Source organism: Microbacterium sp. LRZ72 (genome assembly GCF_033792225.1).
Classification (GTDB): Bacteria; Actinomycetota; Actinomycetes; order Actinomycetales; family Microbacteriaceae; genus Microbacterium.
In genome coordinates, this window is sequence record NZ_JANGEX010000004.1 from 45,869 (window position 1) to 68,715 (window position 22,847).

The 22,847-nt window shown below is 70.6% G+C and carries 23 protein-coding genes and 1 pseudogene; 14 read left to right on the forward strand and 10 right to left on the reverse strand.

Features of this window, described 5'->3' with window-relative positions:
- Positions 1 to 15: 15 nt before the first annotated feature.
- From M4I32_RS06150 to M4I32_RS06160, 3 genes are read right to left on the reverse strand one after another with little or no spacing between them, the layout of a single operon-like run.
- Positions 16 to 1,206 (reverse strand): acyl-CoA dehydrogenase family protein, encoded by a 1,191-nt coding sequence (locus M4I32_RS06150; protein ID WP_319033597.1) that lies wholly within the window; start codon positions 1,204 to 1,206, stop codon positions 16 to 18.
- 2 nt (positions 1,207 to 1,208) lie between these two features.
- Positions 1,209 to 2,096: an amidohydrolase family protein gene (locus tag M4I32_RS06155; protein WP_319033598.1), complete on the reverse strand. Its 888-nt coding sequence runs from the start codon at positions 2,094 to 2,096 to the stop codon at positions 1,209 to 1,211.
- Between the two features lies 1 nt (position 2,097).
- Entirely contained in the window at positions 2,098 to 3,030 is a 933-nt protein-coding gene (locus M4I32_RS06160) for an SDR family NAD(P)-dependent oxidoreductase (RefSeq protein WP_319033599.1), read from the reverse strand.
- Between the two features lie 93 nt (positions 3,031 to 3,123).
- Here M4I32_RS06160 and M4I32_RS06165 point away from each other — a divergent pair, with 93 nt between their 5' ends.
- A complete protein-coding gene (locus M4I32_RS06165; RefSeq protein ID WP_319033600.1) occupies positions 3,124 to 3,588 on the forward strand; it encodes a MarR family winged helix-turn-helix transcriptional regulator in 465 nt (154 codons plus the stop codon).
- Between the two features lie 183 nt (positions 3,589 to 3,771).
- Here the strand turns inward: M4I32_RS06165 and M4I32_RS06170 are convergent, their stop codons facing one another.
- From M4I32_RS06170 to M4I32_RS06180, 3 genes are all read right to left on the reverse strand, one after another.
- The gene (locus M4I32_RS06170) at positions 3,772 to 4,977 is read right to left on the reverse strand and encodes an MFS transporter (protein WP_319033601.1); all 1,206 of its coding nucleotides are present in this window, start codon (positions 4,975 to 4,977) and stop codon (positions 3,772 to 3,774) included.
- A gap of 52 nt (positions 4,978 to 5,029) precedes the next feature.
- The gene (locus tag M4I32_RS06175; protein WP_319033602.1) at positions 5,030 to 6,211 is read right to left on the reverse strand and encodes a 4-hydroxybenzoate 3-monooxygenase; all 1,182 of its coding nucleotides are present in this window, start codon (positions 6,209 to 6,211) and stop codon (positions 5,030 to 5,032) included.
- 99 nt (positions 6,212 to 6,310) lie between these two features.
- Positions 6,311 to 7,042, reverse strand: a complete 732-nt coding sequence (locus M4I32_RS06180; protein ID WP_319033603.1) for an IclR family transcriptional regulator — start codon at positions 7,040 to 7,042, stop codon at positions 6,311 to 6,313.
- 193 nt (positions 7,043 to 7,235) lie between these two features.
- On the opposite strand from M4I32_RS06180, the gene M4I32_RS06185 reads away from it, so the two are divergent.
- From M4I32_RS06185 to pcaC, 6 genes are all read left to right on the forward strand, one after another.
- Positions 7,236 to 8,000 carry an IclR family transcriptional regulator gene (locus tag M4I32_RS06185; RefSeq protein WP_319033604.1) on the forward strand — a complete coding sequence of 255 codons (765 nt, stop codon included), beginning with the start codon at positions 7,236 to 7,238 and terminating at the stop codon, positions 7,998 to 8,000.
- A gap of 81 nt (positions 8,001 to 8,081) precedes the next feature.
- Complete coding sequence (pcaH, locus tag M4I32_RS06190; RefSeq protein WP_319033605.1) at positions 8,082 to 8,900, forward strand: protocatechuate 3,4-dioxygenase subunit beta; 819 nt, start codon at positions 8,082 to 8,084, stop codon at positions 8,898 to 8,900.
- Complete coding sequence (gene pcaG, locus M4I32_RS06195; RefSeq protein ID WP_319033606.1) at positions 8,900 to 9,571, forward strand: protocatechuate 3,4-dioxygenase subunit alpha; 672 nt, start codon at positions 8,900 to 8,902, stop codon at positions 9,569 to 9,571. Before pcaH ends, pcaG begins: the two co-directional genes overlap by 1 nt.
- Positions 9,561 to 10,946: a lyase family protein gene (locus M4I32_RS06200; RefSeq protein WP_319033607.1), complete on the forward strand. Its 1,386-nt coding sequence runs from the start codon at positions 9,561 to 9,563 to the stop codon at positions 10,944 to 10,946. Before pcaG ends, M4I32_RS06200 begins: the two co-directional genes overlap by 11 nt.
- Positions 10,943 to 11,734: an alpha/beta fold hydrolase gene (locus M4I32_RS06205; protein ID WP_319033608.1), complete on the forward strand. Its 792-nt coding sequence runs from the start codon at positions 10,943 to 10,945 to the stop codon at positions 11,732 to 11,734. The genes M4I32_RS06200 and M4I32_RS06205 overlap by 4 nt, the downstream gene beginning before the upstream one ends.
- Positions 11,731 to 12,132: a 4-carboxymuconolactone decarboxylase gene (gene pcaC, locus M4I32_RS06210; RefSeq protein ID WP_319033609.1), complete on the forward strand. Its 402-nt coding sequence runs from the start codon at positions 11,731 to 11,733 to the stop codon at positions 12,130 to 12,132. The genes M4I32_RS06205 and pcaC overlap by 4 nt, the downstream gene beginning before the upstream one ends.
- A gap of 19 nt (positions 12,133 to 12,151) precedes the next feature.
- Here pcaC and M4I32_RS06215 read toward each other — a convergent pair whose 3' ends face one another.
- A complete protein-coding gene (locus M4I32_RS06215) occupies positions 12,152 to 12,709 on the reverse strand; it encodes a carboxymuconolactone decarboxylase family protein (RefSeq protein ID WP_319033610.1) in 558 nt (185 codons plus the stop codon).
- Positions 12,710 to 12,778: 69 nt separating this feature from the next.
- Here M4I32_RS06215 and M4I32_RS06220 point away from each other — a divergent pair, with 69 nt between their 5' ends.
- From M4I32_RS06220 to M4I32_RS06245, 6 genes and pseudogenes are all read left to right on the forward strand, one after another.
- Complete coding sequence (locus M4I32_RS06220; protein ID WP_319033611.1) at positions 12,779 to 13,777, forward strand: acyl-CoA thioesterase; 999 nt, start codon at positions 12,779 to 12,781, stop codon at positions 13,775 to 13,777.
- 114 nt (positions 13,778 to 13,891) lie between these two features.
- Positions 13,892 to 14,650, forward strand: a complete 759-nt coding sequence (locus tag M4I32_RS06225; protein WP_319033612.1) for a 3-oxoacid CoA-transferase subunit A — start codon at positions 13,892 to 13,894, stop codon at positions 14,648 to 14,650.
- Positions 14,647 to 15,327, forward strand: a complete 681-nt coding sequence (locus M4I32_RS06230; RefSeq protein WP_319033613.1) for a 3-oxoacid CoA-transferase subunit B — start codon at positions 14,647 to 14,649, stop codon at positions 15,325 to 15,327. Before M4I32_RS06225 ends, M4I32_RS06230 begins: the two co-directional genes overlap by 4 nt.
- Positions 15,324 to 16,490: a thiolase family protein gene (locus M4I32_RS06235; protein WP_319033614.1), complete on the forward strand. Its 1,167-nt coding sequence runs from the start codon at positions 15,324 to 15,326 to the stop codon at positions 16,488 to 16,490. Before M4I32_RS06230 ends, M4I32_RS06235 begins: the two co-directional genes overlap by 4 nt.
- Before the next feature lie 100 nt (positions 16,491 to 16,590).
- Positions 16,591 to 17,394, forward strand: a complete 804-nt coding sequence (locus M4I32_RS06240) for an IclR family transcriptional regulator C-terminal domain-containing protein (protein WP_319033615.1) — start codon at positions 16,591 to 16,593, stop codon at positions 17,392 to 17,394.
- A gap of 226 nt (positions 17,395 to 17,620) precedes the next feature.
- Positions 17,621 to 18,073, forward strand: a pseudogene (locus M4I32_RS06245) (thioredoxin family protein); the annotation flags it as partial.
- Between the two features lie 319 nt (positions 18,074 to 18,392).
- On the opposite strand, the gene M4I32_RS06250 reads toward M4I32_RS06245, so the two are convergent.
- The 3 genes from M4I32_RS06250 to M4I32_RS06260 all read right to left on the reverse strand — a co-directional run bounded on the left by M4I32_RS06250 (position 18,393) and on the right by M4I32_RS06260 (position 22,336).
- On the reverse strand, positions 18,393 to 19,901 hold the full coding sequence (locus M4I32_RS06250) for a peptide MFS transporter (protein WP_319033616.1): 1,509 nt from the start codon (positions 19,899 to 19,901) through the stop codon (positions 18,393 to 18,395).
- A 9-nt stretch (positions 19,902 to 19,910) separates the two neighbouring features.
- On the reverse strand, positions 19,911 to 21,356 hold the full coding sequence (locus M4I32_RS06255) for an MFS transporter (RefSeq protein ID WP_319033617.1): 1,446 nt from the start codon (positions 21,354 to 21,356) through the stop codon (positions 19,911 to 19,913).
- Between the two features lie 80 nt (positions 21,357 to 21,436).
- Positions 21,437 to 22,336 carry a PfkB family carbohydrate kinase gene (locus tag M4I32_RS06260; protein WP_319033618.1) on the reverse strand — a complete coding sequence of 300 codons (900 nt, stop codon included), beginning with the start codon at positions 22,334 to 22,336 and terminating at the stop codon, positions 21,437 to 21,439.
- A 44-nt stretch (positions 22,337 to 22,380) separates the two neighbouring features.
- Here M4I32_RS06260 and M4I32_RS06265 point away from each other — a divergent pair, with 44 nt between their 5' ends.
- A complete protein-coding gene (locus M4I32_RS06265; protein WP_319033619.1) occupies positions 22,381 to 22,839 on the forward strand; it encodes a hypothetical protein in 459 nt (152 codons plus the stop codon).
- Positions 22,840 to 22,847 lie beyond the last annotated feature (8 nt).

Sequence of the window (22,847 nt, forward strand, 5' to 3'; positions counted from 1 at the left end):
TGATGGGTATGTCGGTCAGGCGAAGGCTGACTGGCCGGTCAGGGCGCGCCCGACGATGAGCGCGTTGATCTCGTGTGTGCCTTCGTAGGAATACACCGCCTCGGCATCCGCGAAGAAGCGGGCGGCGCCGTGTTCGAGCAGGATGCCGTTGCCGCCGAGCACCTCGCGGGCGAGTGCGGCCGTCTCGCGTGCGCGCAGCGCGGTCCACATCTTGGCCAACGCGGAGTTCTCGTCGCGGTGCTCGCCGGCGTCCTGCCGGGCCGACAACTGCACGACGGTCCCGAGCGACGCGGTGAGATTCCCGAGCATGCGCGCGAGCTTCTCCTGCACAAGCTGGAACCCGCCGATCGGACGGCCGAACTGCTCGCGCTCGCGGACGTACGCCACCGCAGCATCCAACGCGCCGGCCTGCAGCCCGGTCGCGATCCACGCCACGTCCGAGCGCATGGCGCCGAGGATGCGCGAGACGTCGCGCCAGCCGTTCACGCCCTGCAGGCGCGCCGACTCAGGCACGCGCACTCCCTCGAGCAGCACACGGAAGTTCTGCATCGGGCGTAGCGAGACCTTGCCGTGGATCGTCTCGGTTCGAACCCCCGCGGCGTCCCGGGGGACGAGGAACGCTCTGACCTGCCCGTCGTCGGTGTCGCGCGCGAAGACCGCCAACACGTCTGCGGTGGCGGCGCCGCCGATCCACATCTTGGCTCCGTCGAGGACCCATTCCCCGCCCCGGCGCTGGGCTCGAGTCGCCATGCCGCCGGCGATGTCCGAACCGTGATCGGGCTCCGTGAGGCAGAAGGCTCCGCGCAGGTCGAATGACGTGACGCGCGGATCGAGCTCCGCGGCCTGCTCTGGCGAGCCGCCCAGGCGCACGGCGGTGCGGAACAGGCCCGACTGGGCGTTGTAGAGCGTGGCGACCGAGACGTCGGTGCGTGCGAGGACGAAGTTGCGAAAGCCGGCGAACATGCTGCTGTCCGCCTCGCTCGACTCGACGCCCTCGGGGTGCATGAGATCCAGCGGAACGAGCGCATCCAGGACGCCGGAGGGCATCGTCGCGCTCTCCCACGCGTCTGCCAGCAGAGGGTGGATGTCGCTCTCGAGGGTGCGTTGCAGCTTGTGCAGTGTCGTGCGCGCCGCCTCGGTGAGATGCGTGCCCGCGAAGTCGTACGGGTCGAAGCCGAACACGCTGTCGGCCGCGAGGACCGGCATGCTCAGCCTCCCAGCCCCAGCAGCCGTGCGGCGTTGTGCTTCATGATGCCCGGCATCACCTCGGGCTTCAGGGCCGTCTGCTCGACGTCGCGGCGCCACCGGTCGGGGGTGAGCAGTGGGAAGTCCGATCCGAACAGCACTCGCGTCTTCAGCAGCGAGTTCGCGTATCGAACCAGTTCGCCCGGGAAGTACTTGGGGCTCCACCCCGACAGGTCGATCCACGTGTTGTGCTTGTGCGTGGCGACCGAGAGCGCCTCGTCCTGCCACGGCACCGAGGGGTGGGCCATGATGATCTGCAGGTCGGGGAAGTCGGCGGCGACGGGATCGAGCAGGATCGGGTTCGAAAGTCCCAAGCGAAAGCCGCGACCACCCGGCATGCCCGCGCCGATCCCGGTCTGGCCGGTGTGGAACAGCGCCACGACGCCCGCCTCTTGCAGGGCCTCGTACAGGGGGTAGTGCGCCTGGTCGCTCGGGTCGAACCCCTGCACCGTGGGGTGGAACTTGAAGCCGCGCACGCCATGGTCCTCGATCAGACGGCGGGCGATGTCGATGGCCGCGGGTCCCTTGCGGGGATCCACCGAGCCGAACGGGATCAGCACGTCGTTGTTGCGCGCCGCGCCTTCGGCGATCTCCGCGCTCGACAGCGGTGGCTGCCCCAGCTGCGTCTCGGAGTCGACGGTGAAGACGACGGCGGCCATGTTGCGCTCGCGGTAGTAAGCGGCTACGCCGTCGATATCGGGCTTGTCGACATCCGCGGTGAAGTATTTCGCGGCGGCCTCGACGAGGTCGGGCGGCAGAGAGGAGTGTCCGTGCGCATCGACCTCGATGTGCACGTGCACGTCGATGGCCTCGATCGCCTCGACGTCGATGGCGGGTTCGTACCGGGTCATGTCATTCCGATTCGGTGGTCTTCTGCAGTTCTTCGGGCAGCGGCGGGAACGTCTCGCCGACCCCCTGGAGTGACCCGCCGAACTCCTCGTCGAACGATTCGTTCAGCGCGGCGTAGCTCCATCCCCCGTCGCGGTATGCGGTGACGACCGGCTGCGGGTGGGACCAGAGCTGCATCCGGTCGCCGCCGACGCCGATGGCCTGACCGGTGACGCCGGCTGCAGAATCCGATGCCAGGTATGCGATGAGTCCTGCGACGTCGTCGGACGTACCGAAGCCGAGGTCACGCCGGAAGAAGGCCGGCATCGGCTCGCCCTTCGCGTCAGCCTCCATGGCCGCCGCGAAGTACGGGATCGTCTCGGTCATCGCGGTCGCGGCGACCGGAATGACGGCATTGGCCGTGATGCCGGCCTTCTTGAGCTCCAGAGCCCACGTGCGCACCATGCCGACGATGCCGGCCTTGGCCGCGGCGTAGTTGGTCTGGCCGAAGTTGCCGCGCTGCCCCGTGGGCGAGCCGATGCAGACGATGCGGCCGCCCTGGGCCTGTTCGCGCATGCGTACCGCGGCCTCACGCACGCAGGTGAACGTGCCGCGCAGGTGCACGTTGATGACGGTGTCGAAGTCCTCGTCGGTCATCTTCCAGAGCGTCTTGTCACGCAGGACACCGGCGTTGGTCACGAGGATGTCGAGGCGTCCGTAGTTGTCGAACGCGGCGTCGACGAGCTGCGTGGCGGTCTCGGTGGGCCCGACCGGCGCGACGACGGCGACGGCGGTGCCGCCGGTCTCCGTGATGGACGCGACCGCGGCATCGGCGGTGGACTGATCCACGTCGTTGACGACGACCGATGCTCCTTGACGGGCGAGCTCCTGGGCGTATGCGAGCCCGAGGCCCCGGCCTGAACCCGTGACGATGGCGACCTTGCCGTCGAGTGACATAGTGATGCTCCTTCGTTGAACTCACTCCAGGAAACCAGTATCGATTGACGATGTCAATGATTGACGTTGGCCACGTTTTGTTAGGATCGGCGCATGACGAGTGAGGGAACGCCGGGTCCGGCGACCGCCGCCGACCTTGCGGGCGACATCAGCTTTCTGCTGGCGCGGGCGAACGCCCTCTCGGTCGCCTCGGGCAACGCCGCGCTGGCGCCCTTCGGGCTGAAGGTGCGCTCGTACGCGGTGCTGGCGCTCGCCGCCCAGGACACCCGCCCCTCGCAGCGCGAGATCTCGGAGTACCTGCGCCTGGATCCGAGTCAGGTCGTCGCGCTCGTCGACGACCTGCAGAACCGGAGTCTCGTCTCCCGCCAGCCCGACCCCGCGGATCGCCGCGCGAATGTGGTGCTGATCACTTCCGAGGGCCGGGAACTCTTCGGGGCGGCCGAACGCTCCGTGGCCGAGGCCGAACGCGTTCTGCACGGGGAACTCGACGAGCGCGAGCGCGCGCAGCTGTCTGAGCTGCTGGGCCGTCTCGCATTCCCGCGCGACGCCCGCGGCTGACGCACCCGCGCTCTCCACCCCAGCATCCGGGCCTCCTGCGGTCCCGCCGCCCCCACGCACCGTTGCGGCTGCACTTTCCTGCGCCGGCTGCACCTTTTCGTGGCGCCCGCGCCCAAAACTGCCGCCGCAACGGGGAGCGGAAGATAGCGGGAGGTGCAGGGAGGGGTGCGGCTCGGCGGGGACTCAGCGCTCGAGCACGAATCGGGAGCGTCCGACCGCGAACCCGATGCCCGCCTGGGTGAGGAGCGTTGCCAAGAGGAGCCCCAGGGACGCCTGCCATCCCCCCACCGCGCTGTGCAGAGCACCGAACGTGATCGGTCCGGCTGCGCCGATGATGTAGCCGATCGACTGGGCCATCCCCGACAGTGCGGTCGCCGTCGCGTGGTCGCGGGCTCGGGAAGCCATCAGCGTCAGCGACATGCCCAGGGCGGCGCCCGTGGAAAGGCCGGCCAGCATCCCCCAGAGCGTGAGCGTGGACGGCGCCGTCAGAAGGCCGATGGTCCCCGTGATCGCCAGTGCCGGCAGCATCCCCGGCACCCAGCGCTCGAGGCGCCCCCGCAACAGGGTCGGGAGCGTGAGCGAGCCGACGATGGTCATCAGCTGGAACAGCATGACGTCGAATCCCGCGACCACCTCGCTGCGGCCCTCGGAGATGGCGATGGGAGCGAGCCAGGTGACCAGCATGTAGAACGCCGCCGACTGCATGCCCATGTAGCCACCCACGAGCCAGGCGGTCCTGTCCGCCCAGATCCCCGTGCGCGCGCGGGGACCCGGTGCGCGGATGTCGTCTCGGCGTGGATTCCGTCGCTGGGCGATCACCCACAGGATGATCGCGAACGGCAGGAGTGCGCCCGTCGCCAGCAGCGCCACACGCCATCCTGCCTCACCGCCCGGCGTGGGCAGGTGCGAGATCGGCACGACGATCCCGGATGCCACGGCGCCCATGCCACCGAGCAGGGCGGTGTAGACCGAGGTGACGACCGGCACGCGTGCGGCGAAGTCGCGCTTGATCACCGCGGGCATGAGCACGTTGGCGACCGAGAGCGCAGCGCCGATCACGACGGTGCCGGCCCACAGACTGGCCGTGGGTCCGGGCAGGGATCGTAGGACGGTCCCCGCGGCCAGGGCCACGAGCGACCACAGCACGACGCGCGTCAGGCCGAATCGCTGGCTGAGATCGTGCGCGAACGGCGAGACCAGGGCCCAGATGACCAGGGGCACCGATGCCAGCGCGCCCAGGGTGGCGGCCGCGAGCCCGGTGTCGGCCTCGATCTGCTCCAGCAGCGGGCCGATCCCGGTGATCGTCGCGCGCATGTTGGCCGCGATCAGGCACACCGCCAGGAACAGCAGTATGCCGGGACGCGGGACGTCCTCGTGTTGATCGCTCACGAGGACGTGACTATACCCCGCGCGCGGCTTCCCGGAAGCTGCCCCGACGCGTTCAGGACTCGAAGGGCCATCCCGTGTAGGCCTCGGCGAGGTACGCCCGCCCCGCCTCGGATTCCACCACGCTGCGCAGCTCGCCGGTCTGCCGCAGGCGGTCGAAGTCGGTGGCGTCGGGCGCGACGTGCAGCATGCTCGTCATCCACCACGAGAAGTGCTGCGCCTTCCAGATGCGCCGCGAGGCGGTCTCGGCGAAGGCGTCGATGAGACGCTCGTCCCGCTCCGTCAGCAGCGCACGCAGGGCCTTCTCCAGCAGCAGCACATCGGCCACGGCGAGGTTCATGCCCTTCGCGCCCGTGGGCGGAACGGTGTGGGCGGCGTCGCCGATCAGCGCGACGCGCCCCCGGCGCAGCTGGTGCGCGACGAAGCTGCGGAAGCGCAGCACGTCGCGCTGGAAGATCGGTCCCTCGTTGAGGGTGGTGCCGGGCACGCGCGACTGCAACTCGTGCCAGATCTGCTCGTCCGAGAGGGCGTTCGGGTCGGCCTCGGGGTCGCATTGGAAGTACATCCGTTGCACCGTGGCGCTGCGCTGGCTGATCAGGGCGAACCCGTTGGCGGAGTTGCTGTAGATCAGCTCCTCCGAGCTCGGCGGCGCCTCGCACAGGATGCCGAACCACGCGAACGGGTATTCGCGGAAGTACCCGCCGGTCTGCGAGCCGGTCACCGCCGTGCGGGCGACGCTGCGCGATCCATCCGCGCCGACGACGAACTCCGCCTCGATCTCGAGGGCGGCCCCCTCGGCGTCGGTGGCGATGACGCGCGGGCGGTCGGATGTCGCATCCTCGACACTGGTCCCCGTGACGCCGAAGCGCAGGTCCTGGCCGGCGTTCAGGCGGGCGTTGATGAGGTCCTTCAGCACCTCGTGCTGCGGGTAGAGCCAGACGCTGCGCCCCGCAAGGGCGGCGAAGTCGATGCGATGACCCTCGCCGTCGAAGCGCAGCTCGATGCCGTCGTGCTTGTTACCGACGGTGAGTACGCGGTCTGACGCACCGGACTCGTGCAGCACCTGCACGGTGCCATGTTCGAGGATGCCGGCGCGGATCGTCGTCTCGATCTCGTCGCGGGTGCGCTGGTCGATCACGACCGATTCGATCCCGGCACCGGCCAGAAGGTGCGACAGCAGCAGCCCGGCCGGCCCGGCGCCGATGATGGCGACGCGGGTGCGGATGGTCTCGGTCATGGGTCGTCTCCTTCGACGTCGATGGATGCTGCATTCCAGCATCCCGGGACCGACAGCCGCACCGCACAAGATGCCCATTCAATGGGTATGCAGATGGATTCAGGGCCGGGATGCCGCCAGCGCCGCCTCGATCCCGTGGGATGCGAGCCGCAGCTCCTCGATCGCGCCTCCCGTCGGCGCCTCGCGCGGCAGCACGACCGCGAGCGCGGCGATCACCGGACCGCCGTGGCCGTCGCGCACGGGCACCGCGACGCCCGTCGAGACCTGCTCGATCGACCCGGGGGCGATCACGTGGCCCTCGCGGCGGATGCGGACGAGCGCGGAGCGGATCTGCGCGGCATCCGTGACGGTCTCGGGTGAGAGCGCGCGCAGGGGACGGGCGAGCACGCGCTCGCGCACCTCCTCGGGAGCGTGCGCGAGCAGCACCAGCCCGGCAGAGGACGCGTGCAACGGCAGTCGCCCGGCGACCCGGGTGATGTTCGCGCCCGCCTGGGGGTGCGAGAGTCGCTCGAGGAACAGCGCCTCCTCCTGCTCGAGGACGGCCAGCTGGGTGTGCTCGCGGATGCGGGCCTGCACGCGCTCCATGTGCGGCAGCGCCACCTGCCGCAGGCGCAGCGCGAGTGATCCTCGCAGCGCGAGCTCCCACAGGCGCAGCCCCAGGCGCACCCGGTTCTCGTCGTCGCGTTCGAGCAGTCCGGCCTCGACCAGGTCGGCGACCAGTCGCTGCGCGGTGCTCGAGGGCAGCCGGGCGCGCCGGCCGATCTGTGCGGCGGTCTGCACCGTGCGGTCCGCGTCGAAGGTCTCGAGCACGCGCACGACCCGATCGGTCATCGAGTCACCGGAGGGCGAGTTCGCCATCGCCCCAGCATCCCACTCCTGCACGATGCCGCATCCCGTACCACGCGGCGCGACGAACCACCGTTCGCGCGAGGCCCGCGCTACGCGGGTGGTCTCACGCGAACGGTGGTTTTCTCGACGCCATGGCACGCGGGAGTAGCCTCGAGGCGACGGGTGAGGAGGGCGCGTGGACGATGGCGACGCGGTGGGCATCCTCGCCCGAGCCATGCGCGTGCTGTCGTGCTTCACCGACGACGAGCCGGCGCTCACGGCGGCGCAGGTGGCGGAGCGGTCGGGGCTGGCGTCGTCGACCCTGCATCGGCTGCTCGGGCAGCTGATGGAGCACGGGCTGCTCGCCCGGGCGCCCGCGCATCGATACACCGTGGGAGTGCGACTGTGGGAGCTCGGGGAGCTCTCGCCCCTCGCGTTGCGGCTGCGTGAGACGGCTTTGCCGCACATGTCACGGCTGTACGAGGCGACGGGCGAGAACGTGCACCTGGCGGTGCTGGATGCGCCGCGTCCCGAGCGCGCCGCCGCACTCTACGTCGGTCGTGTTTCCGGGCAGGCGTCCTACCCGACGCTCAGCCGCATGGGCGGGCGGCATCCGCTGCACACGACGGGTGTGGGCAAGGCCCTGCTCTCGACGCGCGACGAGGCGTGGCTCGCCGACTACTTCTCGGTGCCGCTCGAACGCGAGACCACGCACTCCATCACCACCGAGGCGGGGCTGCGGGCCGACCTGGCTCGCGCCCGGGCCCGGGGCTACGCCGTGACGCGGGAGGAGATGACGCTGGGCAACCTGTCGGTGGCGGCCCCGCTCGGACGCATCGGGGGGCTGCCGCCGACGGCCATGGGCATCGTGGTGCGGCTCGAGGGTGCGGACGAGCGGCGCCTCGGCGCACTGGTCACGCAGGCGGCTGCGGACCTGACGCGCTCGCTTCGCCAGCCCTGATTCCCACTGAGTGGGATTCGATCATGGATGCCGCCGCTACGGCCCCCATGCTGGAAGCACGTGATTGTCGAAGGAGACACGATGTCCACCACCTCGAATCAGGCGGCGGCCCCAGAGTCGCTGCTGGCCGGCCCCGATCAGGCGTCGCAGTCCCAGATCACCGACGAGATCCGCGCGATCCACGCCGATGCGAAGCGCCGTGCGGATGCCGGTGAGGACGTACCCGCGACGCTGTACGACTTTCCGCCGTACCGCTCCAGCATCCTGCGCCACCCCACCAAGAACCCGCGCCTGGTCGACCCCGAGACGATCGAGCTGTACTCGCCCGCCTTCGGGCAGCGCGACGTCGCGGCGATCGAATCCGACCTGACGCTGCAGCACCGTGGCGAACCCCAGGGCGAGCGCATCACGGTGACCGGCCGGCTCATGGACTCGTGGGGTCGTCCGATCCCGAACCAGCTGATCGAGATCTGGCAGGCCAACGCGGCCGGGCGCTACATCCATCAGCGCGACCAGCATCCCGCCCCCCTCGACCCGAACTTCACGGGTGCCGGGCGCATGATCACGAACGACGACGGCGAGTACTTCTTCACGACGATCAAGCCGGGCCCGTACCCGTGGAAGAACCACATCAACGCCTGGCGGCCCGCGCACATCCACTTCTCGGTGTTCGGCCGTGGCTTCACGCAGCGGATCATCACGCAGATGTACTTTCCGGGCGACCCGCTGTTCGCGCTCGACCCGATCTACAACACCATCCGCGACCAGAAGGACCGCGACCGCTTGATCTCGGTGTACGACCACGACCTCACGGTCCCCGAGTTCTCGATGGGGTATCGCTGGGACATCGTCGTCGACGGTCCGGATGCCACGTGGTTCGAGTCCGAGGGAGAGCACTGATGAGCGAGCGCGACATGATCAACGACCCGTCCGGCGGGATCAGCGACCGTCCCTCGGTCACCGAGGCGTTCCGCGCCGAGGGTGAGCGACGAGCGCACCGCGCGGTGACCCGCAGCCGTGGTCCGGCGACCCACGCCCCGACGTCGGGTCAGACGATCGGTCCGTTCTTCGCCTTCGGCCTCGACTACGACCGCAAGCACGAGGTCGCCGCACCCCACAGCCCCGGCGCCATCGTGCTCGGCGGCGGGGTCTACGACGGGCAGGGGGCGGCGATTCCCGACGCCATCGTCGAGATCTTCGCGGCCGACACCGACGGCTCCGTGCCCCGCGCCCGCGGCGCCCGGCGCCGCGACGACCACACCTTCACGGGCTTCGGTCGCGCCGCGACGACCGACGACGGCCACTACGAGTTCTGGACGCGCAACCCGGGAGCCGACGAGGGCAAGGCCCCCTTCTTCGCCGTGGTCATCTATGCCCGGGGCCTGCCGAACAAGCTGCACACGCGCATCTATCTTCCCGAGGACGAGCAGGCGCTGGCCGCCGATCCGCTGCTGACTCAGCTGAGCGACGACGAGCGCGCTACGCTCGTCGCAACGCGCACGCCCGAGGGGTACCTGCACCACGACATCTGGCTGCAGGGCGAGAAGGAGACCGTCTTCATTGGCTTCTGAGGCAGCACCCGAGAGTGCATCCGGCCGTGCGCCGGAAGCGCTCGATTCGGGGTTGCTCTCGCCGGTATCGGCCGGTCTCGATGACGTCGTCTCGGATGCCGCCGTGCTCTCCGCGCTCGTCGCGGCGGAGGTCTCGCTGACGCGGGCGTATGCGGCGGCGGGACTCGCCCCCGCGTCGGTCGCCGAGGCCGTCGCGGCGCGGTTCGGGTGGGACGAGGCGGGAGCGCGCTGCCGCGGGCACGGGCTGGATGCCGGTGAGCTCGCGCGCGCCGCCGTCGTCGGTGGAAACCCCGTCATCCCCCTGGTCGGGATGATGAAGGATCGTGTGCCCGCGGAAGAGCGGGCCTGGATCCATCGCGGCGCGACGAGTCAGGACATCGTCGACTCGGCGCTCATGAGGGTGGCCGCCGACGCGGCGGACGAGGTGCTCGCCTCGCTCGGCCGTGCCGAAGCGGCCCTGCGTTCGTTCATCGGAGAGCACGCCGACGACGTCGCCGCCGCGCGCACGCTCACTCAGCACGCCGTCCCGACCACGGTGGGCCTGCGCGCCGCGAACTGGCTGCGCGGCGTCTCGCGCGCGCGGGCGGCGCTCGCGGGCGCACGCGCCGCGCTCCCCGCTCAGCTGGCCGGCGCAGGCGGAACGCTCGCCTCGTTCGTTGAGATCACCGGTTCCGTCTCCGCGACCGAGGAGCTCGTGCGCTCCTTCGCCCGCTCCCTCGGGCTCGCCGCCCCCGACGCGCCCTGGCACACCACGCGATGGCCGGTCACAGAGCTCGGCGACGCCCTGGTGCAGGCGGTGGATGCCGCGGGCAAGATCGCCGCGGACGTCGCCACGCTCTCGCGCACCGAGATCGGCGAAGTCGCCGAGGGCACCGGTGGCGGCTCCTCGGCGATGCCGCAGAAGCAGAATCCCGCGCGGGCGGTGCTGATCCGTTCGGCGGCACTGCGCGCGCCCGCGCTGTCTTCGACCCTCCACCTCGCCGCCGCACTCGCCGTGGACGAGCGGCCGGATGGGGCCTGGCACGCCGAGTGGCCCACGCTGCGCGAACTGCTCCGGCTCGCCCTCGGCGCGTCGTCGCACACGGCGCAGCTCGTCGCCGGCCTGCGTGTCGACCCCGACGCCGTGGCCCGCAATCTCGCAGCCACCCGAGGCCTGATCCTCTCGGAACGGGTGTCGATCGTGCTCGGCCCCCTCATCGGCCCCGAGCGGCTGAAGGAGATCGTCGCGGCGGTCGGCCGCGGCGACGACCTCGCCGACCGCATCCGGCGGCTTCCCGAGGCGGCCGCGCTCGACGTCGACGCGCTGCTCGATCCCGCGGGGTACACCGGGCTCGCGGCATCCCTCACCGAGAACGTCCTCAAGGAGCGCTCATGACCGTCCCCGAGATCCGACTCACCGCACCGGAGGGGCCGGCGCAGGCCCCCCTCGTGGTGCTCGGCCCCTCTCTCGGCACGTCGACCATCCTCTGGGAGGACGTCGTCCCGCTGCTGCGCGGGCGCTATCGGGTGACCGCATGGGATCTGCCGGGGCACGGTGTCTCCCCGGCGGCGACCGCAGGCTTCACCGTCGGCGAGATCGCGGATGCCGTGGCCGCCGCGGTGCGCGACCATGCAGGCGCCGGCCCCGTCCTCTACGCCGGAGTATCGCTCGGGGGAGCCGTCGGTCTGGAACTGCTGCTACGGCACCCGGACCTGGTGGGCGCCGCGGCCATCGTCTGCTCGGGCGCGAAGCTCGGCCAGGAGCAGGCGTGGCACGAGCGCGCCCAGACCGTGCGCAGCCGGGGCACGGGCGCACTGGTGATCCCCTCGGCCGAGCGCTGGTTCGCCCCGGGATCGCTCGAGCGGCGCCCCGAGATCGGCGGGCGGCTGCTGCATGCCCTGCGCGACGCGGATGACGAGAGCTACGCCCTCTGCTGTGAGGCGCTCGCCGCCTTCGACGTGCGCGACGGGCTGGGCGAGATCGCCGTGCCGGTCCTGGCGATGTGGGGCGAGCACGACGCCGTCACCCCCGAGACGTCGGCCGCCGAGATCGCCGCGGGCGTGCAGAACGGCCGCGCGGGGCGCATCGCGGATGCCGCACACCTGGCCCCCGCCGAGCAGCCCGAGGCGTCGGTGGCCGAACTGCTCGACTTCTTCGATGCGGCCACAGGAGGCGCGAGATGACCCGACCCGACGGCGATGGACTGACCGACGAGCAGCGCTACGACCAGGGCATGGGGGTGCGCCGGGAGGTGCTCTCGGACGCCCATGTCGACCGGGCTGTGGCGAACACCACCGAGCTGACGGCCGACTTCCAGGACTTCATCACGCGCGTCGCCTGGGGCGACGTCTGGTCCCGGCCGGGGCTCGATCGGCGCTCGCGTTCGGTCGCCGTCCTGACGGCGCTGATCGCCCTCGGGCACCATGAGGAACTCGCGATGCATCTGAAGGCGGCGCTGCGGAACGGCCTGACCGTGGACGAGATCCGCGAGGTCATCCTGCAGTCGGCGATCTACTGCGGCGTGCCGTCCGCGAACACGGCATTCCGGATCGCGACCGAGGTCTTCGCCGCCGACTCCTGAACGCACGTGGCGTCCCGATTCACGAGCCGACCCGGAACACCCGGAGCTGGAGGGCGAGGGTCGAGTAGTAGCCGACGAGGGTCGTCAGCTCGAAGATCGTGGCCTCGCCGAGGTGGACCTGCGCGGTCGACCACAGTTCATCGGATAGATCGCCCGCGAGGAGCTCGAGCACCGTACGCGCGATCATCTCTTCGCTGCCGGTGAAACGGCTCGCGTCCGAGCGTCGGGTCGCCTCGATCTCGTCCGGGCTGAAGCCGGCGGCCCGCGCGATGGCCTCGTGGGATTCGCGTTCGAAGTCGCAGTCCCAATGGGTGGCGACGAGCAGGATGGCGAGTTCTCTTTCGCGGGGTGCGAGCTCCGCGCGGTATCGGATCGCCGCGCCCAGCCCCTGCAGCGCACCGCCGACGCCGGGGGAGCGCAGCAGCGCGTCGAAGGGGCCGCGCAGTGAGCCGTCATCGGCGGTGAGGGCGAAGTGCTGGGGGCCCTGGGCGCGCGGACCGGTCATGATGTCGTCGTAGAGCGCCCGCTGCTCCGCCGACATCCGATCGGGCCGCAGAGGTTGCAGTCGGTGACTCATCCCGGGTTCCTCTCGCAGGCCGATCGTCGCCGCCAACCCTATTCCCATCGCCCTCGCTAGGCTGGCGCCGTGACTTCGACCCCTCGCGCCGTCGGACGGGACGATCGCATCACTCTGCGCTTTCTCGCCACCCCCGCTGACACTGCGGCAGGGGGACGATCGGTAGCGGCCGGCAGCGTCATGGAATGGATAGACAAGGCCGGGTACGCGTGCGCGGTCGGCTGGGCCGGCGCCTATTGCGTCACGGCATACGTCGGCAACGTGCGCCACCGGCGGCCGATCCCACCCGGCAGCCTGATCGAGGCCGAGGCGCGGCTCGTTCACACCGGACGCACGAGCATGCACGTTCTCGTCACGGTGTCCTCGAGCGGTGTCGACGAACACCGCTATCGTCCCGCCACGACGTGCATCCTCGTCTTCGTGGCGAAGGGCGCCGACGGGCGCACCGCCGAAGTGCCGGTGTGGCAGCCGCGCTCCCGCGCCGACCACAAGCTGGCCGCGGCGGCTGCGGACCGCATCGCCGCGCGCGCCGAGATCCGGCAACTCATGCTCGAGCAGGTCCACAGCGACGACACCGCTGCGCCACGGGCGACGATGCGCTTTCTCGTGCCGACCGGCGTCGTCAACTTCGGCGGCAAGGCGCACGGCGGCACGGTGATGCGGTGGATCGACGAGGCCGCCTACGCGTGTGCCGCCTCCTGGGCGAAGGACGGCGAGACGTCGAGCGCTGCCGTCGCCGTCTACTCGGGCGGCATCCACTTCTTCGCTCCCGTGCGCATCGGCGACCTCGTCGAGGTGGACGCCCGACTCATCCATACGGGCGGGCACAGCATGCACATCAGCATCCGCGTCTCGTGTGCGGACCCGCGCGAACCGGGCGAGTGGGTGCTCACGACGCAGTGCATCAGCGTCTTCGTCGTGCCCGGCGCCGCGGGAGTGGCGCTCCCAGTACCACGGTGGCAGCCGCGCACCGAGGAGGACCGCGGTCTCGACGCGCACGCTCGCGAACTGATCGCGCTGCGTGAGCACATCGTCCCCATTCCGGCGTCACTCTCGCTCGAGCCGTGATGCCACAGGGGCCGGGCGGCTGCTGCGGTGACGCTGGTGCGTGGCCGGAGGGCGCGCTAGAATGGACGCTATACGAACACCTGTGCGCATAGCGAACAGGTCTGAGGAGGACGTGTGATCGACAAGACCGTTCCCACCGTCGATGAGGCGGTCCGTGACATTCCCGACGGCGCGACCGTGATGATCGGCGGTTTCGGGCGGGCCGGCCAGCCCGTCGAACTGATCGACGCCCTGATCGCCCACGGAGCCGGCGACCTCACGATCGTGGGAAACAACGCCGGCAACGGCGACACCGGGCTCGCGGCCCTGCTTGCCGCGAGGCGCGTGCGCAAGATCATCTGCTCCTTTCCCCGTCAGAGCGATTCCTGGGTCTTCGACGGGCTGTACCGCGCGGGCGAGATCGAGCTCGAACTGGTGCCGCAGGGCAACCTCGCGGAGCGCATCCGCGCGGCGGGAGCCGGGATCGGTGCGTTCTTCTCGCCGACGGGCGTCGGGACGCAACTGGCCGAGGGCAAGGAGGAGCGCGAGATCGACGGGCGTCGCTACGTGCTCGAATACCCGATCAAGGCCGACGTCGCGTTGATCAGCGCCCTCCGGGGAGACAGATGGGGCAACCTCGTCTACCGCGAGACCGCGCGCAATTTCGGGCCGATCATGGCCTCGGCGGCCGCGACGACGATCGCCCAGGTCGACGACACCGTGCCCCTCGGCATGCTCGACCCCGAGTCGGTCGTCACACCGGGCATCTTCGTCGACCGTGTCGTCGCCGTGGGTTCGCGCCGGTGGGTGGAAGACGGCGAATTCATCGGCGGCGTCGACCTCGAAGGGCGCCCCCTCGAGATGGTCGCCGACACGAAGGAGGACGTGAAGTGAGCACCCGGATCAGTCGCGACGACCTTGCGCGGCGCATCGCCGCCGACATCCCGGAGGGTGCATACGTGAACCTCGGCATCGGGGCGCCGACGCTCGTCGCCAACTTTCTGCCCGCCGACCTGGAAATCATCCTGCACACCGAGAACGGCCTCCTCGGCATGGGGCCGGCGCCCGAGGAGGGGCGCATCGATCCCGACCTCATCAATGCCGGCAAGCAGCCGGTCACGGCCCTGGCCGGCGCCGCATACTTCCACCACGCCGACTCCTTCGGGATGATGCGGGGCGGTCACCTCGATGTCTGCGTTCTCGGGGCTTTCCAGGTCGGACAGAACGGCGACCTGGCCAACTGGTCGACGGGCGCCCCCGGCGCGATCCCCGCCGTGGGCGGCGCGATGGATCTGGCCATCGGCGCCAAAGACGTCTACGTCATGACCGACCTGCTCACCAAGCAGGGCGAATCCAAGCTCGTCGAGGCCTGCACCTATCCCCTCACGGGCGTGGGGTGCGTGAGCCGGGTCTACACCGACCACGGCATCTTCGACGTCACGCCGGATGGGTTCGCCGTGCGCGAGGCGTTCGGTGAGAACACGGTCGAGTCGCTCGCGGAGCTGACCGGACTTGCGCTGGTCACGGCGATTGAGCGAGCGCAGCGAGACGAAACCGAGGAGGCTTCATGACCGGCACCTACATCTACGACGCCGTGCGGACCCCGTTCGGCCGAGCGGGAGGCGCATTGGCCGGCGTCCGCCCCGACGACCTCGCCGCCATCGTCATGAAGGCGGCGGCCGAGCGCACGGGCCTGGATCCCGCCCGCATCGACGACGTCATCTTCGGCGACGCCAATCAGGCCGGTGAGGACAACCGGAACGTCGCACGCTTCGGTGCGCTGCTGGCGGGCTTCCCCTCGTCGGTCCCGGGCGTGACGGTCAACCGCCTGTGCGGTTCGGCTGTCGAAGCCGTGATCCAGGGGTCGCGCGCAATCGACGCCGGCGACGCCGGCGTGATCCTCGCGGGCGGTGTGGAATCGATGAGCCGAGCCCCGTTCGTGGTCGAGAAATCGCCGAAGCCATGGCCGGCCGGCAACCAGACGATGTGGAACACCTCGATCGGCTGGCGCATGGTCAACCCGAACCTGCGCGAGGACTGGACGATCAGCAACGGCGCGTCCGCCGAGAAGCTCGCGGCGATCTACGAGCTCTCACGCGAAGACCAGGACGCTTTCGCGCTGCGCAGCCACCGGCTGGCGGCCGAGGCGTGGGATGCCGGGGTCTACGATCGCGAGATCGTGCAGGTCCCGGGGGCGGAGATGCCCCGCGACGAGGGGATCCGCGGCGACACGACGCTCGAGAAGCTCGGCGGGCTTCGCGCGTTGTTCGCGAAGGACGGATCGGTGACGGCGGGCAACGCGTCGTCGATCAACGACGGTGCATCCGCGGTCCTCCTGGGTGCCGAGGGTGTGCTGGCGGCGGAGCCGCTGGCGCGAGTGACGGGTCGGGGCGTCTTCGGCAACGATCCCGATGTGTTCGGCGTCGCGCCCGTCGAGGCGGCCAACAGGGCCCTCGCCCGCGCCGGCCGAACCTGGGCCGACGTCGACTTCGTCGAGCTGAACGAGGCCTTCGCCTCGCAGTCGCTGGCCTGCCTGAAGCTCTGGCCCGAACTCGATCCCGACAAGCTCAACATCCACGGCGGCGCGATCGCGATGGGGCACCCGCTCGGCGCATCCGGCGGTCGCATCATCGGCCACGCGGCCCACGAGCTGGCGCGCCGCGGCAGCGGGGTGGCGGTCGCCGCGATCTGCATCGGCGTCGGTCAGGGGCTCGCCGTCGTGCTCGAGCGGTGACGCGGGGCGTTTCGTCTCGCCTCCGGCTCGCTCAACGACCGGTCCCTTCTGGGCGTTGAGCGAGCGAAGCGAGCCGAAACGCCGATGAGAGGATGACGCGGTGAGTACCGAGAAGCTCGACGGCGTGGACGCCGCGACGTCCGGCGATTTCGTGCAGTCGCTCGCCCGGGGACTCGCGGTCATCCGTGCGTTCGACGCCGAGCACCCCGAACTGACCCTCAGCGAGGTCGCTCGGCGCGCCGGCCTCACGCGCGCGGCCGCGCGACGGTTCCTGCTGACGCTCGTCTCGCTGGGCTACGTGCGCACCGCCGACGAGGCGGGACGCTCCTTCGCACTGACGCCGCGCGTGCTCGAGCTCGGGTTCAGCTATCTGTCGTCGCTGTCGCTGCCCGAGATCGTGCAGCCGCATCTCGAACGGCTCTCGCGCGACGTCGACGAGAGCGTCTCGGCCGCCGTGCTCGACGGGAACGACATCGTCTACATCGCGCGAGTGCCCACCCGCCGCATCATGAGCGTGCGCATCACGATCGGATCCCGGTTTCCCGCCTACGCCACGAGCATGGGACGTGTGCTCCTGGCGCCCCTCGCCGGGGACGAGGCGCGGGCCGTGCTCGACGCCGCGCCGCGCCGCTCCTTCACTCCGCACACCCTCGTCGGGATCGATGACCTGCTCGCCGAGCTGCGCCGCGTCGCCGAGCAGGGATGGTCGCTCGTCAACGGCGAACTCGAGGAGGGGCTGCGCTCGCTCGCGATGCCCCTGCACGATCGCGCGGGACGGGTCGTGGCCGCGGTCAACGTGTCGATGAATGCGTCGGCCGGCGGCCCTTCGGAGACCGCGGCGCGGTACCTGCCCGCGCTCCGTCAGTCGGCACAGGCCATCGAACGCGAGCTGCACTTGCTCTAGCCTCGCGACTGCCGAGAACGCGCCTATGCCCCGAAACTCTCACGAAGACCGCGGCGGGCCCGCAACGAAGTGACGTCCGTGGGGGTGAACCGCTCGTGTCGCGACGTGGTGGACTGGCCGTGGCCGTTGAAAAGAAGCGCATGCCCTACGCCATCGCCGACACCGTCGAACCGTTCACCCTCCCGCGTGCGTCACCCTCGATCCCGCCGCCTCCGAGGCGACCGTCGTCGTCTGGACGTGCAATCACTGCCCTTACGCACTCGCGTGGCACGACCGCATCCAGCAGGTCGCCCGCGACTACGGCGAGCGAGGCGTGCGTGTGATCCAGATCAACGCGAACGACGCGGTCAGCCACCCGCATGACTCCTTCGAGGCGATGGAGAAGCGGGTGGCGGCGGGTGAGTTCGCTTTCGACTATCTGCGCGATGACGAGCAGACGATCACGCGTCAGTGGGGGGCGACCGTCACGCCGGATGTCTTCGTGCTCGACGCCGCAGGTCGCGTCGCTTACCACGGTGCCCCGGACGCCGACCACGACGACACCGCACAGGGGGCCGCCTACCTGCGCCGGGCCCTCGACGACGTGCTTGCGGGCGTGCCGGTCTCGCAGCCTGAGACCACGCCCCGGGGATGCGGCATCAAAGGGGCTGCGGGCACGCAGCCTCCTGCGCATGGCTGAGCCGCGTATCGTCCTCTGGAGCTGGTCCGGGTGCCCATCTCACGAGGATGCGCTCGCGCGCGTGTCATCGGTCCTGGCGGAGCTGGGGCGGCCCGATGAGCCCATCGACGTGCGCTGGGTCGAGACTCAGGCGGATGCCGAGGCGCACCGGTTCGTCGGATCGCCCACCGTGCGCGTCGACGACCTCGACGTGGTCGAGCCGGACGAGCAGCCGTACGGCCTGACGTGTCGTGTCTACCGCAAGGCCGGTGGCCGCTTCAGTCCGCTGCCGGACCGCGACGTGCTGCGGGAGCGCCTGCGCGAGCTGCGGGGGGAAAGTTCACCGCACGCCCTTCATGAGCCGGAGCACCGGTCGCACCGACAGCAGCAGGGCGATGCCGACGACGATGGCCAGGATGCCGAGCAGCGAGAAGTAGGGCACCTCGTCGTTCTCGGTGAAGAACTGCGCCAGCCAGCCGGCGATCGCCGTGCCGAGCGCCACCGACAGGAAGAACAGCGCCACCATCTGCGTGCGGAACCGCTCGGGCGCGAGCTTGGTCGCCACCGACAGGCCGACGGGTGAGAGCAGCAGCTCGGCGATCGTGAAGACGAACAGGATGCCGACGATCGCCACCAGGGGCGTGGAGTGCTGGCCGCCGCCGGCGAAAGGTAGGAAGAGCAGGAAGGCGATGCCCATCACGATGGCGCCGAGCGCGAACTTGACGGGCGTCGAGGGCTGACGCCGGCCGAGCTTCAGCCAGAGCGCCGAGAAGACGCCCGAGAGGATGATGATGAACACCGGATTGATGGACTGCACCCACGACACCGGCATGGTCCAGCCGAAGATGTCGCGGTTGAGCTGTTCGTCGGAGTAGATGGTCAGCACCGTGAACTGCTGCTGGTACAGCGACCAGAACGCCACGCTCGTGATGAACAGCGGAATGAACCCGAGCACGCGGGAACGCTCGACGACCGTGATCTGCCGACTGCCGAGGATGACGACGAAGTAGGCGACGGCGGCGATCAGCGTCAGGCCTATCACGAGCACCGAGAGAGTGCCGGCCTGGATCCATCCGAGCAGCACGGCGACGGTGACGGCGGCGACGCCGGCGACGGCGATACCGACCACCGTGGCGTAGCGCGAACGGGGCAGAGGGTTCGGCACCCGCTTGGACTCGGCGGGCAGCCCGCGGCGGCCGAACGAGTACTGGATCAGCCCCAGGGCCATCCCGACCGCGGCGAGCCCGAACCCCCACTGGAAGCCCAGGCTCGTCTGCAGCAGCCCGGTCAGCAGGGGGCCGAGGAACGCGCCCAGATTGATGCCGAGGTAGAACAGCGAGAAGCCGGCGTCGCGGCGCGGATCGTCGGCCGCGTAGAGCGTGCCGACGACCGACGTCGCGTTGGCCTTCAGCCCGCCCGAGCCGATCGCGATGAGCACCAGCCCGACCCCGACACCGGTGAAGCCCGGCAGCAGCGACAGGGCGATGTGGCCGAGCATGATGATCGTGGCGCTGATGAACAGCACGCGTTCGGCTCCGAGCAGGCGGTCCGCGATCCAGGCGCCGAGGATCGTCGACAGGTACACCGCGCCGCCGTAGGCGCCGACGATGCTCGCGGCGACGGGCTGCGGCATCCCGAGCCCGCCGTCGGTCGTCGAGTAGTACAGGTAGATCAGCAGGATTCCCTGCATGCCGTAGAAGCTGAAGCGCTCCCACATCTCGACGCCGAAGATGTGCGCCAGTGCCCACGGCTGGCCGAAGAACCGGGCGTCGCCGGGCGCGGCCCCGGATGCTGTCTCGGGATCGCTCGCGGTCTGCTGCTCTGCCTCGTCCGCGGGGGGCTGCGTCATTGCGCCAGATTAGTCGGCGGGCGTCGCGGGATGCTGCTCCACACTCGCGTGGCGAGGGATGAACAGCGTGAGCACGAGCGCGAACAGCGCGGCCGAGCCGGCGATCCAGAACGACAGCTCGAACGCCGCGGCCGTCGGCACGGGGACTCCCTCGAACGGCACGGACATGAACGCGAGCACGCCGCCGAGCACGGCGGCCGCGCTGCTCGTGCCCACGGAGCGGAACAGGGCGTTGAGTCCGTTGGAGGCGCCCGTCTCGTCGGCGGGCACCGACCGCATGATCAGCAGGGGCATCGCGGCGAAGCTCAGCCCGATGCCCACGCCGACCAGCATGTTGGCCATGACGATGTGCCAGACCTCGGTGCCGAGCGCCAGCGCGACCACATAGGCCAGCACCACCGCAAGCGCGCCGAGGGTGAACAGCAGGCGCGGGCCCACCGTGCGGGCGAACCAGCCCGAGAGCGGCGAGATGAGCATCATGATGATGCCCGAGGGCATCACCACCAGGGCCGCGCCGATGAGGGAGAGGCCGAAGCCCACCCCGGAACCGGTGGGCAGCTCGAGCAGCTGCGGGAACAGCACGTTGCTGCCGAAGAGCGCGAAACCCATGCCGATCGACGCCAGGTTGGTCAGCAGCACGGGGGTGCGCGCGGCGACCCGCAGATCGAGCAGCGGCTCGCGGGTGCGCAGCTGGTAGCGGCCCCACACGAGCAGGACCAGGATGCCGCCTATTCCGCAGCCGAGGGTCGGGGCCGAGAGCCAGCCCCACTCGCCTCCGCGTGAGACGGCGAGCAGCAGCCCGGTGAGGCCGGCCGCCAGCCCGAGGGCCCCCACGAAGTCGAAACGGCCGGGAAAGCGGAGGAGGCTGACCGGCACGATCCACAGCACCAGGGCGAACACGACCACGCCGATGCCCGCCGACATCCAGAACAGCATGTGCCAGTCGGCGCGCGCGGTGACGATCGCGCTGAGGGGCAGCCCGATCGCACCGCCGACGCCCATCGTCGCCGAGATCAGGGCGACGGCGGTGCCGAGATGGTCGCTGTGCACGATGTCGCGCAGGATCGCGATCCCCAGCGGCACGACGCCCGTGACAGCCCCCTGCAGGGCGCGCCCGATGACGATGCCGATGATGCTGGTCGAGAGCGCGGCGATGACGGAGCCGACGACGAGCAGGGCGAGCAGGATCAGCACGATGCGGCGCTTGCCGTACATGTCGCCGAGCCGCCCCGAGATCGGCGTCGCGACGGCGGCCGTCAGCAGGGTCGCGGTGACGACCCAGGCGGTGTCCTCCCGCGGGGCGTCGAGCAGTTCCGGCAGCTGCGCCTGGATCGGGACGACGAGCGTGAACATGAACGACGCGCACAGGCCCCCGAGGGCGAGGACCGCGACGACGGCCCACTGCGGGTAGTACCGGGTCAGGCGCTTCCGTCTGCCCGCATCGCCTGAACCCACCTCCTCACGCTATCGCCCCCCGGAGGGCGGGGCCGACCACGCCGAACCCGCAGACGGCCGGCCGGCGAGCGGTCGCCCGGTCAGGCGGGCCGCAGCCGGCGCAGGTCGGGGCGTCCGCCGAGCCGACCCACGGTGGCTGCCGCGGCGGCGGCTGCCAGCCGCCCGGCGTCCGGTGGATCCCATCCCTCCACAAGTCCCGTGACGAGTCCGGCGAAGAAGGCGTCGCCCGCCCCCGTCGGGTCCACGACCTCTTCCGAGCCGTGCGGGAGCAGCCGGTCGCCGCCGGGCCAGGCGACGAGGTCTCCGACCGCGGGCACCGCCACCGCCACCACGCGCGGACCCGCCGCGAGCAGGCACGCCGCGGCGTGTCGGGCATCGTCGATCGTGTCGACCGGCGCGTCCACGAGTTCAGCGGCCTCGGCGGCATCCGCCCGCACGACATCGGTGTGCGCGAGCAGCTGTTCGCGGTCCGGTCCTCCCGTCCCGCCGTCGACGGCCACGAGCGCACCCGTCTCGCGCGCCGCGCGCGCTGCCGGCAGCAGTGCGTCGACCGGCTGCTGCAGCTGCAGGCAGACGGCATCGGCGCGTTCGATCATCTCGTGCGCCGGCGAGAGGTCGGCGGCGGTCAGCAAGGCGGATGCCGGGATGTGCTCGAGCAGGCGACGTTCTCCGGCGGCGGCGACGACATCGATGAACAGGGATGTCGTGCCGCGTCGTGCCACCGCCCGCACGTCGATCCCGTCGCCGTGCGCCTGCTCCAGGACCGCGTCGCCCTCGGCGTCTTCGCCGACCACGCCGACGAGGGCCACCTCGGCACCCAGCTGACGCAGACCGACCGCCTGATTGGCGCCTTTGCCGCCGAGAAGCTCGGACCTGCGGGTGATGCGGGCCGGGTCGCGCGCGGCGATCTCGCCGTCGATCCTCAGCACCAGATCGCGGCCGATCGGGCCGAGGACCACGAAGCGCGACGGGGCGGGCATGGCACCACTGTAGGCGCGAGCGGCGGCGGCTGAGGGGGCCGTCCATGCTAGGAAGGACGCACGCCGATGACACGCGACGACGTCGCCGCGGGACCGGCGGCCGCCGGGAGCGGCAGGAGCAGCAGGCGCGGCAGCGCAGCTTCACGGCGCTCTCGCAACGATGGGAACGAGGAAAGATCATGCGCGCGAACGATGCACAGCCCGGGCGGAACGACGACGCGGGAGCGAGGGGTGCGGGGCGGCCCGAACGCGGTGGCGGTGGCGGGGGCGGCCGGCGCCGTGGGACGCAGCTGGTCTTCGAGGTCGTGCGCACGGAGCGGCTCTCGTCGAACCTCGTGCGCGTGCACCTGGGCGGCGACGCCTTCGACACGTTCATCGCGAACGCCGACGCGGAGCGCCTGGCCAAGACCGACAAGTACGTCAAGCTGCTCTTCGCCAAGCCCGAGCTCGGGCTCGAGCCGCCGTACGATCTCGATGCCCTGCGCGAGCGCCTGGCGCCGTAGGACATGCC

Bases quoted from the DNA above. Each gene is read 5' to 3' on its own strand.
- M4I32_RS06150 (WP_319033597.1), bottom strand. From the start codon at position 1,206: ATGCCGGTCCTCGCGGCCGACAGCGTGTTCGGCTTCGACCCGTACGAC.
- M4I32_RS06155 (WP_319033598.1), bottom strand. From the start codon at position 2,096: ATGACCCGGTACGAACCCGCCATCGACGTCGAGGCGATCGAGGCCATC.
- M4I32_RS06160 (WP_319033599.1), bottom strand. From the start codon at position 3,030: ATGTCACTCGACGGCAAGGTCGCCATCGTCACGGGTTCAGGCCGGGGC.
- M4I32_RS06165 (WP_319033600.1), top strand. From the start codon at position 3,124: ATGACGAGTGAGGGAACGCCGGGTCCGGCGACCGCCGCCGACCTTGCG.
- M4I32_RS06175 (WP_319033602.1), bottom strand. From the start codon at position 6,211: ATGACCGAGACCATCCGCACCCGCGTCGCCATCATCGGCGCCGGGCCG.
- M4I32_RS06180 (WP_319033603.1), bottom strand. From the start codon at position 7,042: ATGACCGATCGGGTCGTGCGCGTGCTCGAGACCTTCGACGCGGACCGC.
- pcaH (WP_319033605.1), top strand. From the start codon at position 8,082: ATGTCCACCACCTCGAATCAGGCGGCGGCCCCAGAGTCGCTGCTGGCC.
- pcaG (WP_319033606.1), top strand. From the start codon at position 8,900: ATGAGCGAGCGCGACATGATCAACGACCCGTCCGGCGGGATCAGCGAC.
- M4I32_RS06205 (WP_319033608.1), top strand. From the start codon at position 10,943: ATGACCGTCCCCGAGATCCGACTCACCGCACCGGAGGGGCCGGCGCAG.
- pcaC (WP_319033609.1), top strand. From the start codon at position 11,731: ATGACCCGACCCGACGGCGATGGACTGACCGACGAGCAGCGCTACGAC.
- M4I32_RS06215 (WP_319033610.1), bottom strand. From the start codon at position 12,709: ATGAGTCACCGACTGCAACCTCTGCGGCCCGATCGGATGTCGGCGGAG.
- M4I32_RS06235 (WP_319033614.1), top strand. From the start codon at position 15,324: ATGACCGGCACCTACATCTACGACGCCGTGCGGACCCCGTTCGGCCGA.
- M4I32_RS06250 (WP_319033616.1), bottom strand. From the start codon at position 19,901: ATGACGCAGCCCCCCGCGGACGAGGCAGAGCAGCAGACCGCGAGCGAT.
- M4I32_RS06260 (WP_319033618.1), bottom strand. From the start codon at position 22,336: ATGCCCGCCCCGTCGCGCTTCGTGGTCCTCGGCCCGATCGGCCGCGAT.
- M4I32_RS06265 (WP_319033619.1), top strand. From the start codon at position 22,381: ATGCTAGGAAGGACGCACGCCGATGACACGCGACGACGTCGCCGCGGG.